This is a genomic window from Neobacillus sp. Soil_C_43 (assembly GCF_057656715.1).
Map to the genome: position 1 here is coordinate 64,504 of NZ_JBDGJV010000002.1, position 15,700 is coordinate 80,203.

Consider the following 15,700-nt stretch of genomic DNA (forward strand, 5'->3'; position numbering starts at 1 on the left):
ATTTGACACTCTTTTTTTATTGGTAAAAAGGGGATAAAACTTTTATTAACTGGTTCAGTTTTTTCAGATTCCTACTTGAGGTTCATTTTCAACTTCAATTATGGCAAGTCCGTGTGGAGTTGAAGGATTTAAACAAAGTTCCGGTATTTTTCTAACCTCAAACTAATATAATGACTTAGTTAGCTTATCCAAGAGGTGAATATTATGGAGATTTTTGGATTATCCTATACGGTTCTTTTAGAGGTTATTTTAATCAATATTGTTTTAAGTGGGGATAACGCAGTTGTAATCGCAATGGCATCACGGAATGTTCCAAAGAGGCAACAAAAGAAAGCAATCTTTTGGGGAACATGTGGTGCTATTATTTTACGTTTACTATTTGCAGTAGCAATTGTTTACCTTTTAGACTTACCTTTTGTAACTTTTATAGGTGGTCTTCTTCTAGTGTATATTGCCATAAAACTTCTACTAGGTGAAGATGAAAACTATCATAGAGAAGCAGGTTCAAGTTTAATTTCCGCTGTAAAAACAATTATTATTGCTGATGCAATCATGTCCCTTGATAATGTCCTAGCTATTGCTGGTGCGGTTGAAGGTAATATAGCTGGTATATTTATTGGAGTTATAGTTAGCATTCCTCTAGTTGTTTTTGGCAGCCAATTAATATTAAAAGCAATGGAAAAGTACCCATTAATCTCTTATGCTGGTGCAGGAATATTAGCTTGGACAGCAGGTGAAATGATGGTAGCAGAACCAAAATTCGAGTATATTCTTCCACAGGATTTACATTTATTGATTCCTACTGCTATTACAGTTCTTGTCATTGGTTTGGGATATTTAACGAATAAGATAAAAACAGCTAAAGAAAGCTAAGCAAAATTGAAATCGAATGGATCTATTTCAATTTTGCTTAATTAATAAAATATTAGGGTAATTCTATGAATCATGGAACAATTTCAAAAACAGTACCCTTGTTAAAATCAGTCACTTTCATAGAGTCATAAACCCCTAAATATAATCTCGTTTGATCCAGATTTGTTCCCAAATTAACATAATAAGCGGATTGAGACCCAAAATTATAATCGGTTTCAATCACACTAAAATCATTGAGTTTACCATCTGTTCTTACCTTGGTATAAGCTAAAACCCCTCTAGCCGTCGTTTGAGATTCTTCTTTTCTAGCAATATCGGTAAACACAACACTTCCCGTTAAATCAGGAATTCCAGTCCCCATAAAGGCTTGCACTCCTGTAAGTGCAGTTCCTCCAAATTTATCGGGCCTTTGATCTTTATGATAATAACTAGTAAGCGGCTGAAGACGCTTCACTGAAGTTTCTATTGTTTCATTGAAATAAGCAATTGTTTTCTCATCCAAAGTCGGATTTGAAGAGCAGCCCCTTATAATCGAAGTAGGAAAAGAACCTTCCCACCCTCGCCAGCCAAAGTTAATGAATCCTTCTTGGTCAGGTTCAGTGTTTCTTAAAGAAGCTTGAACAAGCTGAGTAACCGGTACGGGTTTATATTGAACGAAAGAAAAAATCGACTCCACTAAATCCTGTCCGACCTGTCCTACATATTTCATATACTGATTATAAAACCTTTGAAATGAAATGCCTGGGATATTGCGAACCCCTTTGGCCATTACCGTAAGTGTTTCCTGAATAGGTACGGGAAGTTCATTAAAACGTGTGACTATGGGTGGGTTATCGATAAATGTATTCTTAGCTACATCCATTTCAATGATTTTACCGGCAATCTCCATATCATCCTGGCTTAAATTAAATGGATCATAGCCTGATCCACCATCTCCGGTTGTTAAAACAAGTTTCCCTGTTTCAGGTGAAAAGGTTAAGCTATTGACACCGTTATGATTAAAAAAGGGTCTTCTTAAGTTAAGTAATGTCCGTCGTTTTTGAGGTTGACCATTCGATTGTACAACCCATTCTTCCACGGTATCAATATGATCATATTGGGTTTCTCGATTTATCCATCTTAGGTTTAACGTTTTGGGATCACACGGATTAGGATTGAAAGGTTCAGGAAGGGCACCTGGACCTTGTGTTCCAGCTACGGAATAGTGAAGATAAAACAGACCGTTATAATAAAATTGGGGATGAAACGCCAGCCCTAGCAATCCCCGTTCATCATATCCACCACCAGGATCACCTAGCTTGATGATTCGCGGGCGAATATCCAAAAAAGTTCGTACAGCTCCGTTTCCTATGTAAAAGATTTCTCCTACCTGGGTTGCAATAAATAATCTTTCAATGGAGTCACCCGGAAGTATAGTAGTCTTCAAAACAGTGGGCAAATTAAACATACTTACAATGGGCCGTAAACGAACCTTAACTTTTTTCAAGTAATTTTTACACCCCTTCTTATGGATTTCTATTATAAAGAATATGATTAGAAATGTTCATATAGTCCAAGTGAGGGCCTGGGAATCTGGCAGCAGATTATACTATAAATGACACTTAGTTATTATTTGAACTCATTTTTAAATGATAATTTTTAAGGATTTGGAAAAAAATAGTATCAAAGAAAGGAGGGATTACGAATGTTTGTGAAAAAGTGGTTAACTCGATTAGTCGTTTTGCTTGCAATGATTTTGGGTGTGACAAGTGCAGGCACACACAGTGTATTTGCTGAATCCGGAGTCGCACCACAGAATTTTGAGTCAGTGAAAGCGATTGAGGTTAAGTTGTACGATGATGCCTTTAATCCGAAAGTCATCACTATTCCGACGGGAAGAACGACATCAGTGATATTGAAAAATGAAGGTAAGAAAAAGCATACCTTCACAGTGGAAAAGCTTAATATTGACGAAGAAGTTCAGCCGGGAAAAGAAAAAACCATTACCGTGAATCCGAAAACTTCCGGTACATATGAACTGATATGCCGGTACCATTTCCAAGAAGGAATGGTTGGAAAGGTAATAGCCAAATAACAAGCAGGGCAAAGGGGCCTTGCTTGTTTAATAGGCATCAGGTATGTTGCTGCATTCCTTATTTGAAGGATTAATGTAGGAATTCACCTTCTCAGCGTCTTTATTTTATGTAAAAAGCAATATGATAGGAATAGGAAAATTAGTGAGACGAAAAACAAATAGTTGTACTTATTAAAATTGAGAGTGGCAAAAATGATTGTGTTTATGTTTTCTTGCAAATCCTTTTATAAAATGTTAAACTAAAAAAGAATTATTTTTGTTCGGTGTAAAGGATAGTATAAGATTAACTTTTCGTCTTGATGATCACTGAGTGCAAGGATAGTAACACATTGTGTGCAAAGCACACAGCAGGAGGAAACAAAATGGAACAAGGTAAAGTAAAATGGTTTAACGCAGAAAAAGGTTTCGGATTCATCGAGCGTGAAGGCGGAGAAGACGTATTCGTTCATTTCTCAGCGATCCAAGGCGAAGGTTTCAAATCTTTAGACGAAGGTCAAACAGTTACTTTCGACGTTGAGCAAGGTCAACGTGGAGCTCAAGCAGCTAACGTGCGTAAAGCTTAATAATAAGAACAAAATAAAGCAGACTCTTCATAGAGTCTGTTTTTTATTTTTTCTTTTTAAAAAAAAGCTGTGTTAAAGAACATTGTTGATTTTTAACCCTGTTGATTGAAGCACCTGGAGCGGAGATCAACAGACAAGTTTAACAGAGCCTAAAAAAAAGGAGCCCTACTCACGAATGAATAGGGCACAAGTAAATCAAATGGTAAACAAAGTGTATCACAAGATCAAAATTTCTCCTAATTATCTTTGAATAAAAATTTTAAAGTACTTTTGTAGAGATTGGCTAAAATTGTTACTCTTTTTTGGTGTATGCTGCTTATCCCCAATAAAAATAAGCATCCGATTATTCGGATGCATACTTAATTATTCCATGTAAATAAACTGAGTATTCTCTCTGTACGTATTCTCTTAATTTAATTTTTCCTTCTGTTTCTAAAACTCTAACCAATTCTTGAATCTTATTTTCATCTTCTTTTGTAGTAGGAATCTCTAATGAAAACATATTCCCTCGACTAGCATTTAATAATCTTTTTAATAACTCCACTTTATTCATTGGGTCATCCCCTTTAGCTAATATATTCGACATAAAGTGGACTTTTTCCTTGGAAAATCTTATATTTTTTTAAAGTTTTACCGGGTTTCCACTAAAAGCATCTGATTCCAGGTACCATGACAGAAACGGGTAGCTTTTTTTATTTGATTTTTTTATATCCACTTTCTACCAATCTAATCATATCCCGCCCTGAGGTCTTTTCTGTTTCATGATAACCTTCCTCATCACGCAAACTCAAGTACCAGTTACTATCGCCATCTTCATTTAGCCTATATAACTTATTGGTAATAACATTAGTATAAAAATCTCCATTTCTAAGCCTCATAATATCCCACCTTTAATGTAGATAAATATTATTATGCCCAAGATAATCAACTGGAGTCATTAGACTTATTTAAGGTTAAACTGATTTTGTTTTTCCACGATCGCCCATCTTAAAAAACAATCTAAGCAACGGTGGCACGGCAAAATAAATAAAAAACAACCGAAATAGCTGATACCCCGTTACCATTGATAAATCAGCGTGCACCTCATGTGCGAGTATACCCATTTGATCCATACCACCGGGTGCCAAGCTCAAGAAACTAGTGGAAGGCGCAATATGGTAAAAAGACACTAGAAGCATGCTTAAACCAATCGACCCCAAAATCATAACCATTCCACTAACAAGGGCTAGTGAAATGATTTTCACCTTATGTTGTAATTTTTCAGGCTTCAATAACAGTCCAATGTAACCGCCAATCAAAAACTGTGATACATCCAAAACCACAGGTGATAATGAAGGACCGTGGAAACCAGAAATCGTAGCAATAGCTGTTCCAAGAATCGGCCCTAACAAAAATGGGGTAGGAAACTTAAGCCTTTTTGCTAAAAATGCACACAAAATACAGAGTACAGCAAACATGATCACTGTTGGAAAAATAGGTCCAGTGAATGTCATCCCTTTTTCAACAAAATCAACCCCTGTATGAGCCGGTGAATGTTTAAAATATGACCCCAGGATAAGAAAGGGAACAAAGAAAATAATCATTAACAATCGTGCTACTTGCAGAAAGGTAACAGTAGTTATATCAATTCCCTTGACCTCTTCGGCGAAAATAATCATCTGTGAAAGGCCCCCCGGAATACTCCCAGTCAACACAGTGGGATAATCCACTCCTGAAAGTTTAGACACCACAAAGGCAATCCCAGCACAAAAACTAACAAGTAAAACAGTCATAAGCAACATAGAAGGTAATTTAGCTACAATTTGTAAAAGGGCCGCCTTCGTAAACGAAAGACCAATCGAGTATCCGACGATAATTAAACCCGTATCACGAATATAACTCGGCCAAAAAAACGTAATCTTCCCAAATCTAGCTCCAATTAATACTGCTGTCATCGGACCCAGCAGCCACGGAATCGGGGTATGAAGTACCGTAAACAAGAGGCCACCGATGAATGCCACCGCCAAGGTTACGGAAAATCGAAGCATTTTGTTGTCTTTATTCAATGGAAACCCTTCTGTCTAAAAAATTTATTTCCGCCCTTCCATTAAGGAAACACGGTATTTATGTAATTCACAATTCATGACACCTTCAACAACAGCGGGATCATTCTCCATGATCTTCTGTGCAGCATCCCATGATTCTGAACGTAAGATACAAATTCCCATGGACCCATCAAGGCATGGCCCTGCAAGAATCAGTTTTTCCTGTGCTAAAAGATCCTTTAAATAATCAAAATGCTTCCCCATAATAGCATTTTCCTCATCAGTCATTGTCTCAATAAAATGTTCCCGCTTCGGTCTTATTACATAAACAAACTCTTCCACCGTAATCCCCCTGATAACAATATGATTCCCTTATTTTAACATGGGCGGGCTCTAATGTTAAAAAACTGATTCAGTAATAGCAGGAAAACAGGAAATAAACTAGAAAAATAATAAGATAGTAGCAAAAAGGGGAGTGCAAGAGGTGAAAGTAGAATATTTAAGCCATGAGAGAGTGGCAGATTTTATTGCGTATTGTAAGAAACATAAAATGGAATTAGATGATTCGTTTTTGTATGACGACCAACTTGCAAACTTTCATCCCAATGAGGAAAATCCGACCTATATCATTACTAATCGGGTGGGAGACCTAATCGCTGCTGCCTCACTGATTATTAATGATTATCATCGTCGTGGTAGGAAAGCGCGTTTCAGGATTTTTCATTCAGAAGAGGACAATATCGAAAGATACAACCTATTAATGCAGGAAATGATAAAGCAGACAACCGGCTTGGATGAAGTCTTTTTGTTCGTCCCATTTGCAAATGAAAAATTGGCTAAGTTTATGGAACAATTGAAATTTACGGCGGAACGATACACCTTTTTACTTGTAAGAGGTGATGAAGTGATTCCGGACTTCACCGTGCCTGAGGGGTATGAAATTCGACCCTACCGATTAGGAGTGGATGAAGAAGCATGGTGTACGGTTCGAAACGCTGGCTTCGCCAATTTAAAGGGGAGTGAAACACCACAAACGCCAGATATGGTGGCGAAAATGATGGCAAAGAATGATTATATTGAAGGGGCTTCCTTAATCCTTTATCACAAAGATCGACCTATTGGAGTCATTCGCGGGGCCGTTGATGAATATGAAGATGCACCGATTATGAATATTGGTCCGATTGCAATCCTGCCTGAATACCAGGGAAAAGGGTTGGGACGGATCCTCCTACGTTATTTATTGCACTTTGCCAAACAAATTTCATATGACAGGACAATCCTGTGTGTGAACGCCGAAAATGAAAGGGCCAAAGCATTATATATTCAAGAGGGTTTTAAACAAGTCGAGGGAGTAACCTGTTATACCTTTCAATTGTAATAAAGCAAAATAAAACAAGAGCAGTTGAAAAAGAGTAACTGCTCTTGCTTGGGAATATATTTTTAAAAATCACAGGTATTAATGGTCACTGCTTTCCATTTGGTCATGGCCATGATCATTTTCGTCCTCAAATTCCTCTTGATTAAAGCCAAAAGGACCTCTTCTTTGCATGTGTTCTACACGGAAGAGAGCAACAATGGTTTCAATGCGAATAGCCACTAACGTGGAACGCATCCGGCCCCTTGTCTCCAACACAATAACATCTTGACCAACTTCAAGCAGTCTTCCAGTAAAAGTCCCTTGAAGGGTAACAACCTCAACTTCTCTTTTTAATAGTTCATGAGCAAGTTGATGGAAATTTATCTCTGCCATACCTCATCATCTCCTTCATAAACATTAAATGCAGTTTCCAAAAAAAAGCCTCTGTTTTTTTGAAATTTTTTAAGTGTTTATCTACAATCTTTAGAATGAAGGTTTGTCCAAACCTTGGAGAATTAAAAATTGTGAATATCCAACTTTCGTTAATTTATGTCTTCTTTAGCCTCAGTCTCGTTTTAATCCTTTTATTTCTATATTCATTACATAAGAAGAACCATCCGTATCTCTTGTAATTCGGATTGTTCCTCGCAACAATGGCGATTAACCTATTAGGTGTAGGGAAAGTAAATGAAGCCATAGAATATTCAACCTTATATAGAAGTGTGTTATGCGACCAAATGAATTGAAAAATCATTCAAACGGTCTCGTAGGTAGGTTCTACGCGACCAAACAGATTAAGAAATCGAACAAACGGTCTCATAGGAAGGGTCTATGCGACCAAACAGATTAAGTAATTGACCAAACGGTCTTATAGGAGGGGTCTATGCGACCAAACAGATTAAGAATTCGAACAAACGATCTCATAGAAAGGGTCTATGCGACCAAACAGATTAAGAAATTGAACAAACGGTCTCATAGGAAGGTTCTACGCGACCAAACAGATTAAGAAATCGAACAAACGGTCTCATAGGAGGGGTCTACGCGACCAAACAGATTAAGAAATTGAACAAACGGTCTCATAGGAAGGTTCTACGCGACCAAACAGATTAAGTAATTGAACAAACGGTCTCATAGGAAGGTTCTACGCGACCAAACAGATTAAGAAATCGAACAAACGGTCTCATAGGAAGGTTCTATGCGACCAAACAGATTAAGAAATCGAACAAACGGTCTCATAGGAAGGGTCTATGCGACCAAACAGATTAAGAAATCGAACAAACGGTCTCATAGGAAGGGTCTATGCGACCAAACAGATTAAGTAATTGACCAAACGGTCTCGTAGGAAGGGTCTATGCGACCAAACAGATTAAGTAATTGACCAAACGGTCTCATAGGAAGGGTCTATGCGACCAAACAGATTAAGAAATCGAACAAACGGTCTCGTAGGTTGGTCTATGCGACCAAACAGATTAAGTAATTGAACAAACGGTCTCATAGAAAGGTTCTACGCGACCAAACAGATTAAGAAATCGAACGAACGGTCTCATAGGAAGGTTTTACGCGACCAAACAGATTAAGAAATCGAACAAACGGTCTCATAGGAAGGTTCTATGCGACCAAACAGATTAAGTAATTGAACAAACGGTCTCATAGGAAGGCTCTATGCGACCAAACAGATTAAGAAATCGAACAAACGGTCTCATAGGAAGGGTCTATGCGACCAAATAGATTAAGAAATCGAACAAACGGTCTCATAGGAAGGGTCTATGCGCCCAAACAGATTAAGTAATTGACCAAACGGTCTCATAGGAGGAAGGGTCTACGCACACAGAGGGAACAATTACACTCGTACAAGGGCTAACCGCAACAAAAAGAATGCGCAGCCTCGCAATTTATATCCGCACAACCCGACCTTTAAAAGCATTTTTCCAATATCCTTGTGTCATATCTGCGATGGCAACACCGGTTGAATTTTGAGAACCGATAAACTTCCCATCACCGATATAGATACCGACATGTCCGTCTTTCTTATACGTATCAAAAAACACGAGATCACCTGGCTGCATTTCCTGAGGGGAAATCTGCCTGCCATCATTTCTAATGGCGGATGTAGTACTGCCAATTTTAACCCCAGCCTGCGAAAAAACCCAATGTACAAAGCCAGAGCAATCAAATCTACCCCGAGCAATATCACTAGCACTTCTGCCGCCGCCAAAAACATATTTCGAGTTCCCAATATACCTCTTGCCTGCGTTAATGACCGTACTTATGTAATCATTTGATTTGCTTGGAAAAACATTTATGTAGGTTTGAGCAGCTTCCTTTTTTCTCGCTTCCTCTTTAATCTGTATATTTAACAAACTGTATTCGTTTTTTTGTTTGATCAGGTGAGCCTTTAACGTCTCTAAGTTATTTTTTAGATTGGCCAGTTCAGTAAGTTTTTTTTCTAGAGAAATTTTTTTACTATCCAATTCCTGCTGTTCCTTTTCCTGCTGCTCCAAAAGAGTTCGGTCGGCTTCTGCAATAGCTGCGACTGCACCAACCCGTTCCACAAAATCACTTAAACTCGTAGAACCAAGCAACACGTCAAGGTAGGAGACATGCATATCAGTATGTTGATAGGAAAGAGCACGGTCCCTTAAAATATCCTTCCGTTTTTCCATACTTTCCTTTAAAGCCTTCGTTTCATTTTCAAGTTTTTCCACTTCTGCCTTTGCTAGCTTACTATAGTTTTCGTTCTTGAGGATCTCTACATTATTGGTTTGAAGTGCCTCGTAAACGCGCTTCATTTGTTCCTCTACATTGATTAAGTTTCCTTGAGAGTTGGGAATTTCTGTTTCAACTGTAGTTGGGCTTATAGGAGGAGTTGTCTGCGATGGAATGGATTGATTTTGTTGGTTCGTTAACAATTCGGCATGAACTCTATGTATGGAAAATTCGTTACCAGCTGCTATTAGCACGCTGGCTAAGCTCAGTATAATTAACATCTTTCTAATCAACAAACATCACCACTTTCCTTTAATTCTGTTATTTTTATATAATATTCTAAATGTTCGTACTATTTAATGTATCAATATTTTAACAAATCATTCTATCAACTGTGTTATAAGAATATTACATTTTGTTAACAGAGGATTTAAGAAGATAGAATAATTAAAAGATAATAATTGGGGGTGATGTAGTGAAAATATATACAGAATTAGAAAGATGAACAGTATGTTTGTCCGTTTCCAATTGGTTTATTTTACATACAATAACTTGATTTTATAATGAAAGGAGTGAGAATAATGGGTTTTAAGAAAGCAAAGTTGAAAGATATTTTTTCATCTACTAAACGACTTCAAAAAGCTTTTAAAATTCGTAACGAAACAGCTTTATACTACAAAAAGCTTTCTAAAGTGGATCATCCCAGTAACGGGGATGAAAGGAGATATCCCAATAAAATTGCTAGTTATATTAAAGCATTGCCGCAAAATATTCTCGGTGAAGTGGATCTTTGTGCATATGATAAATATCTAGAAGCAATTGAGACAGGCGAACCTGAAGATTTTGAAAAGATCCCACTTGGAGGTGAAAGAAAGCTAGTTGATCCCCAATCTGCTTATTCATTTGATTTAGTCGGACCAGATAGTCACCAAATGATTTGCCCGCCACCACCGGCCTTTCACAGTGAAGAGTTTGCATCTGAAATGGTTGAGTTATACTGGCAAGCACTAACACGTGATATCCCCTTTAATGACTATCATTTCAATCCTCTTACTATTGCCGCTGCAGAAGAACTTTCTACATTGACAAAATTTCATGGGCCAAAAATTAATGGACAAGTCACTCCTAAGACTCTTTTTAGACAAGATTTCCCTGGAGCTTTAGAGGGGCCATATATTTCGCAGTTTCTATGGAAGGAATTTCCTTTCATTGCCACAAGGATTGTCCAAAAGTATAAAACAACACTAGCAGGGGATGACCATTTAACGAACTATGAGGATTGGCTAGCTGTTCAAACGGGCAAACCACTCCCGAGAAGTAACAATTACGATTCCACCCCTCGATATATTCGAAATGGCCGAGACTTAGGAGAATTTGTACACAAGGATTATTCTTTAGAAAGTGGACTAGCTCCTTGCTTAATTCTTCTTAGTTACGGACCTGGGGCATTGGATGCGAGTAATCCATACCTCAAATCTAAAACTCAAGTTGGATTTTCCAGCTTTGGGGCAGCTCATGTTTTAGACTTTGTCCTAAGAGCTGTTCGACCTGCATTAGATGCCGCTTGGTGCCAAAAATGGCTTGTCCACCGGCGGATCCGTCCGGAGGAGTTCGGTTGCCGAATTCACCACAAAATGACGGGGGACGCTAACTACCCCATTCATCCAGTAGTACTAAAATCAAATGCATTATCAAATACCTTTGAAAAATATAAAACTTACCTGCTGCCTCAAGCTTTTGCCGAAGCTTGTCCTACACATCCTGAATATCCATCTGGCCATGCCACATTTATTGGGGCGATGGTGACTATGTTAAAAGCATTCTTTAACGAATCATTTGTTATTCCTGATCCGGTTGTTGCGAGCAGTGACGGCCTCTCGTTAGAATCGTATGATGGAACACTTACAGTTGGCGGGGAATTGAACAAACTTGCCTATAATATTGCGATTGGTCGAAATACAGCTGGTGTTCACTTCCGGAGTAGTGCGATCAATGGGATGTTGCTCGGAGAAGAGGTAGCAATTGGAATTCTTCGTGACTACCAAAAAACATATAATGAGGAATTCGAAGGATTTAGACTCACGAAATTTGATGGGACAAAGATTACTAATTAAATTTTAAAATAACTAGAAGAGACCCATTCGTATAAGAATAGGTCTCTTCATTTATTTCCGTCGAATTATACAGAGCTTTTTCTAACTTGATGTTTCAGCTGATACAAAATTTGTTCGGAAATCGCGGTATATCCAGCAACATTTGGATGGACACCATCTGCGGAGAGGTTTTGTAAATGGTCTCCATTAATAACCTTTGTTGTTTCAATCACGATGGATCCTGGAATATTGTTAGCTACTTCATAGATATGAAGATTCCATTTGGGCAGCAATTTATCCGCTAGAGGATACATTTGATCATCAGGGGAGATGGGATTATACATTTCTAAAAATACAATGGTAGCTTTCGAATTCAAAGTAGAAATTCGCTCAGTAATATCACTCAAATTTTTTGAAAAAGAGGCTTGTAGCTGGTCATAGTCTTGAATAACCGTACGAAAATTTTGCCCCTTGGCCATTCTGAGAATATCATTGCCGCCAACATTGATGGTGATAATATCAGATTGCTTAATCGATTCGTCAAATCGGCCTTCCTGGACAAGTTGGTTTAATTCACCACTCGTAATTCCATTAATTCCTTGGTTTTCAAAGGTAATCTCTTTGTTCGTCTGCTGAGATAATTTCGTAGAAAACTGACTGACAAAGTTTTCATCCTGTCCAGCACCCACTCCGCGAATAATCGAATCCCCGATGGCCAGTTGGTGCAGACCAGGTGTTTTAGCATTTTGTAAATAATCGAGATAGGTAATTTGGTGGGCTTTATGGCTAACCGCAACTGTAGTTTGTTTTTTCATTTTGTATATTTGGTACTGAGGGTAATAGACCCATGCAGAAATGCCAAGACCAATAATCAAAACAAATATAAAAAGATATTTTACTATTTTCATATGAAACACTCCTTGATTAACACTATTATAACAAGGTTAAAAGGAGAATGGTTTAGGTGGTAATTTCCATAAGTTAAAAACCATCTTCTCTAGAGTAAGAAGATGGTTTTTATAGAAAGCTATTTTGCTAAGGATTGGTCTGCATGTACAGTTGTTGATTCTTTGTCGTCTTTCATTCGGCTGAAGATCGTTGCTAAGATTGGCCCTGAGATATTATGCCATACACTGAAGATGGCACTTGGTACAGCTGCTAGGGGAGAAAAATGTGCCGCTGCAATGGCTGCACCTAAACCAGAATTTTGCATTCCTACCTCAATGGCAACCGCTTTTTTCTTTGATAAATCCATCTTGAACATTTTTCCGAAAGCATAGCCTAATAAATACCCAAGGCAATTATGTAGAACGACTACTGCAAAAATGATTAAGCCTGTCTTAGCGATGGCCTGCTGGCTAACTGAAACTACTGCCGTGACAATCGCGACAATTGCGATAATTGAGACAAGCGGTAGAACCTTTACGCTAGCTTGGGCTTGTTTATTGAATAACCGCTTTACTACTACTCCAAGGATAATAGGGAATAACACGATTTTTACAATTGATAGGAATAAGCCGCCGGGATCGACAGGAATCCATTCGCTTGCTAGTAATAAAATTAGTGCAGGTGTTACAAGTGGAGCAAGAAGGGTTGTGATCGATGTAATGGTAACGCTTAGAGCAACATCTCCCTTAGAGAGAAAGGTCATGACGTTTGAAGCAGTTCCTCCAGGGCAGCAGCCGACTAAAATTACTCCAACAGCAATTTCAGGGGATAAATTCAGGCCCTTTGCTAATAAAAAAGCAAGGAGTGGCATGATTAAAAATTGACCCACCACGCCAATTGCAACATCTTTTGGACGCTTAAATACTTCTTTAAAGTCGTTTCCAGATAGAGTTAAACCCATTCCAAACATGATGATTCCTAATAATAACGAGATGTGGGGAGCGATCCACGTAAAGGCCGCGGGCGAAAAAAATGCTAGCGCAGCAAATAATAGCACCCAGATGGCAAAAGTATTGCCGACAAACTGACTGATTTTTTCTAACGTTTTCATTGTGCTCACCTCTTATAATATTTCGTAATGCAAAGTATTATAGAATATTATTCCAATAAACACAATAGTTTGAATATTATTTTATTTTTTAAATTTACAGCGTTAGTGAATGAAAGCGTTTTCGTATGTATGAAGGACAAAAGTGGTTGGGTCAGCAAGAAGAATGTCTTTCATTTGTTTGATGAAAGACAAAATCAGTTGGAGAGGGAAGGAAACTGTCCTTCATACAGGTGATGAAGGACAAAAGCAGCTGGAGAAGGGTGGAAACTGTCCTTCATACAGGTGATGAAGGACAAAATTAGCTGGAGAAGGGTGGAAACTGTCTTTCATGCAGGCGATGAAGGACAAAATTAGCTGGAGAAGGGTGGAAACTGTCCTTCATAAAGTTGATGAAGGACAAAAGCAGCTGGAGAAGGGTAGGAATTGTCCTTCATACAGGTGATGAAGGACAAAATCAGCTAGAGAATTACGAAAACTGTCTTTCATAAAAACTATGCAAGACATCCAACTGTATTTTTTTTATAAATAGCATTAACACCTTCATTTGTTATTGAATATGAATAATTGAATGGGAAGGGTACCGGAATGAAAAATAACTAATGATTGGAGGAGGACCAATGAACATCACACACGAGTATCGTTTTGGCTTGCCGAGGAACGTTGTTTGGAAGTTAATAAAAAATGAAAAGGTTTTACGAAATGCTTTGCCGGGCTGTAAGTCGTTTGCCGAAACATCAAAAGGAGTGTACCGTGCAGAGTTGGATGTAAACATCGGACCGCTCCAGGATGTAATGATACTTGATATTTGGCTACATGAAAATATGCCTTCAACCTATCAACTCAAAGTAAATGGAAAAGGAAACGTTGGAGAGATTGTAGGGAAAGCTGATCTTGTGATTAGCGATGTTGATGGAGGCTCAAAAATCACCTGTAAGGCTGATGCGGAGGTAACAGGTGCCTTGGCATTAGCGGGTAAACGTATATTAGATTCTGGAGCCAACAAGGGGTTAGACACTTTTTTTCAAAAAGTCGAGAAACAGATTAAACGAAGCATTTATGAAATGAGAAGAAGTCGAAAATGACAATGATGTGCCACTTAAAATAATTCAAAAATTAAAAAGAACGCAGTGGATGCATACTAGAGATCCACTGCTTTTTGCTTTTACAACGGTAATCCGTATGTATTTTTAAAATTTAGCTATGTTAAAGGATAGTGTTGATTTTTGTCCCTTGTTCCATTAAAGCTCCCTTTTAATAGTGTAAATCAATTTATTAATGTCAGTAAAAAAATTGAATACGGTGTAACTAATAGTATCGCAGTATATAAACCCGGTGTATAAGTTCTTAGCATTATCGTCTGTATAATATGTAGGACATTGTGAAATAAAATGAATACTAAGAAAGAAGTATATAAGGGAATACTCCAAGTTTGGTGTAAATTAAAAATAGTAATTACTGTGATAATTGACATAACCATAAAGATAACTACGTCTCTCTTGGCAAATGAATATGAATTAACGTTCCAAAAACTCCAAATCCTTTGATTAATCCAAGTGTTTCTTTCATTTAATTTACTTTTGGTGTTATTCGCCCAATGCTCAACAGAAATAATTTCCTCAAAATCGTGGAGCATAAATATAATCACAAATAACCATATTGCATTGGTAACATCTAAAAATACCATATAATTTCTCCTATCTATTTAGAAGGCTTCATCTTCAATTATCCTGCTCTTTAATGGAATCCACTTTGTTACTTATTCGAAAAAATTATGATAACACTTTGCAATGGTTCATGGATGCGATTTTTTTTATGGTTTATCTGCAACAACTTCTATAAAATTTTTCCGGAAATGATGTTTATCAACGTCCTAAAAAAACACGCTTTTATTTAAAAGCGTGTTTTTTACAGACCTCAACCATAATTTTACAATTTTTTAAAATATAAGTCTACTATTTTTTTGTTTTTACCTTAAAATCAAGATACATAGGGTCTTTATTGAATAAGTTGA

General features: G+C 37.6%; 17 protein-coding genes. 7 read left to right on the plus strand and 10 right to left on the minus strand.

Annotation, left to right across the window (positions count from 1 at the left end):
• Nucleotides 1-204 precede the first annotated feature (204 nt).
• Nucleotides 205-873, plus strand: coding sequence for a TerC family protein (locus AC3A54_RS04965; protein ID WP_487653552.1), 669 nt, complete (start codon nucleotides 205-207; stop codon nucleotides 871-873).
• Nucleotides 874-943: 70 nt separating this feature from the next.
• Here the strand turns inward: AC3A54_RS04965 and AC3A54_RS04970 are convergent, their stop codons facing one another.
• On the minus strand, nucleotides 944-2,359 hold the full coding sequence (locus AC3A54_RS04970) for a PQQ-dependent sugar dehydrogenase (RefSeq protein ID WP_487653553.1): 1,416 nt from the start codon (nucleotides 2,357-2,359) through the stop codon (nucleotides 944-946).
• Nucleotides 2,360-2,557: 198 nt separating this feature from the next.
• Between AC3A54_RS04970 and AC3A54_RS04975 the strand changes: the two genes are divergently transcribed.
• A complete protein-coding gene (locus AC3A54_RS04975) occupies nucleotides 2,558-2,947 on the plus strand; it encodes a cupredoxin domain-containing protein (RefSeq protein ID WP_487653554.1) in 390 nt (129 codons plus the stop codon).
• Nucleotides 2,948-3,309: 362 nt separating this feature from the next.
• Nucleotides 3,310-3,510, plus strand: coding sequence for a cold-shock protein (locus AC3A54_RS04980; protein WP_042463323.1), 201 nt, complete (start codon nucleotides 3,310-3,312; stop codon nucleotides 3,508-3,510).
• A 343-nt stretch (nucleotides 3,511-3,853) separates the two neighbouring features.
• Here the strand turns inward: AC3A54_RS04980 and AC3A54_RS04985 are convergent, their stop codons facing one another.
• The 4 genes from AC3A54_RS04985 to AC3A54_RS05000 form a co-directional block, all read right to left on the minus strand.
• On the minus strand, nucleotides 3,854-4,063 hold the full coding sequence (locus AC3A54_RS04985) for a hypothetical protein (RefSeq protein WP_308079558.1): 210 nt from the start codon (nucleotides 4,061-4,063) through the stop codon (nucleotides 3,854-3,856).
• A 139-nt stretch (nucleotides 4,064-4,202) separates the two neighbouring features.
• A complete protein-coding gene (locus AC3A54_RS04990; protein WP_308079557.1) occupies nucleotides 4,203-4,388 on the minus strand; it encodes a hypothetical protein in 186 nt (61 codons plus the stop codon).
• A 75-nt stretch (nucleotides 4,389-4,463) separates the two neighbouring features.
• A complete protein-coding gene (locus tag AC3A54_RS04995; RefSeq protein WP_487653555.1) occupies nucleotides 4,464-5,555 on the minus strand; it encodes an AbrB family transcriptional regulator in 1,092 nt (363 codons plus the stop codon).
• A gap of 24 nt (nucleotides 5,556-5,579) precedes the next feature.
• Complete coding sequence (locus AC3A54_RS05000; protein WP_487653556.1) at nucleotides 5,580-5,876, minus strand: YciI family protein; 297 nt, start codon at nucleotides 5,874-5,876, stop codon at nucleotides 5,580-5,582.
• 142 nt (nucleotides 5,877-6,018) lie between these two features.
• Between AC3A54_RS05000 and AC3A54_RS05005 the strand changes: the two genes are divergently transcribed.
• Nucleotides 6,019-6,912 (plus strand): GNAT family N-acetyltransferase, encoded by an 894-nt coding sequence (locus AC3A54_RS05005; RefSeq protein WP_487653557.1) that lies wholly within the window; start codon nucleotides 6,019-6,021, stop codon nucleotides 6,910-6,912.
• Nucleotides 6,913-6,990: 78 nt separating this feature from the next.
• Here the strand turns inward: AC3A54_RS05005 and AC3A54_RS05010 are convergent, their stop codons facing one another.
• Nucleotides 6,991-7,284 carry a hypothetical protein gene (locus AC3A54_RS05010; protein ID WP_430121733.1) on the minus strand — a complete coding sequence of 98 codons (294 nt, stop codon included), beginning with the start codon at nucleotides 7,282-7,284 and terminating at the stop codon, nucleotides 6,991-6,993.
• Nucleotides 7,285-7,774: 490 nt separating this feature from the next.
• Between AC3A54_RS05010 and AC3A54_RS05015 the strand changes: the two genes are divergently transcribed.
• Nucleotides 7,775-7,897 carry a hypothetical protein gene (locus AC3A54_RS05015; protein ID WP_487653558.1) on the plus strand — a complete coding sequence of 41 codons (123 nt, stop codon included), beginning with the start codon at nucleotides 7,775-7,777 and terminating at the stop codon, nucleotides 7,895-7,897.
• Nucleotides 7,898-8,783: 886 nt separating this feature from the next.
• Here the strand turns inward: AC3A54_RS05015 and AC3A54_RS05020 are convergent.
• Nucleotides 8,784-9,890: a C40 family peptidase gene (locus tag AC3A54_RS05020; protein ID WP_487653559.1), complete on the minus strand. Its 1,107-nt coding sequence runs from the start codon at nucleotides 9,888-9,890 to the stop codon at nucleotides 8,784-8,786.
• Between the two features lie 288 nt (nucleotides 9,891-10,178).
• Between AC3A54_RS05020 and AC3A54_RS05025 the strand changes: the two genes are divergently transcribed.
• The gene (locus AC3A54_RS05025; protein ID WP_487653560.1) at nucleotides 10,179-11,711 is read left to right on the plus strand and encodes a vanadium-dependent haloperoxidase; all 1,533 of its coding nucleotides are present in this window, start codon (nucleotides 10,179-10,181) and stop codon (nucleotides 11,709-11,711) included.
• Between the two features lie 65 nt (nucleotides 11,712-11,776).
• On the opposite strand, the gene AC3A54_RS05030 is transcribed toward AC3A54_RS05025, so the two are convergent.
• Both AC3A54_RS05030 and AC3A54_RS05035 read right to left on the minus strand, forming a co-directional pair.
• Nucleotides 11,777-12,598, minus strand: coding sequence for a GDSL-type esterase/lipase family protein (locus AC3A54_RS05030; protein ID WP_487653561.1), 822 nt, complete (start codon nucleotides 12,596-12,598; stop codon nucleotides 11,777-11,779).
• A 119-nt stretch (nucleotides 12,599-12,717) separates the two neighbouring features.
• Nucleotides 12,718-13,689: a bile acid:sodium symporter family protein gene (locus tag AC3A54_RS05035; RefSeq protein ID WP_487653562.1), complete on the minus strand. Its 972-nt coding sequence runs from the start codon at nucleotides 13,687-13,689 to the stop codon at nucleotides 12,718-12,720.
• A gap of 617 nt (nucleotides 13,690-14,306) precedes the next feature.
• On the opposite strand from AC3A54_RS05035, the gene AC3A54_RS05040 reads away from it, so the two are divergent.
• The gene (locus tag AC3A54_RS05040) at nucleotides 14,307-14,771 is read left to right on the plus strand and encodes an SRPBCC family protein (RefSeq protein WP_487653563.1); all 465 of its coding nucleotides are present in this window, start codon (nucleotides 14,307-14,309) and stop codon (nucleotides 14,769-14,771) included.
• 182 nt (nucleotides 14,772-14,953) lie between these two features.
• Here the strand turns inward: AC3A54_RS05040 and AC3A54_RS05045 are convergent, their stop codons facing one another.
• Nucleotides 14,954-15,373 carry an HXXEE domain-containing protein gene (locus AC3A54_RS05045; protein ID WP_487653564.1) on the minus strand — a complete coding sequence of 140 codons (420 nt, stop codon included), beginning with the start codon at nucleotides 15,371-15,373 and terminating at the stop codon, nucleotides 14,954-14,956.
• Nucleotides 15,374-15,700: the final 327 nt, after the last annotated feature.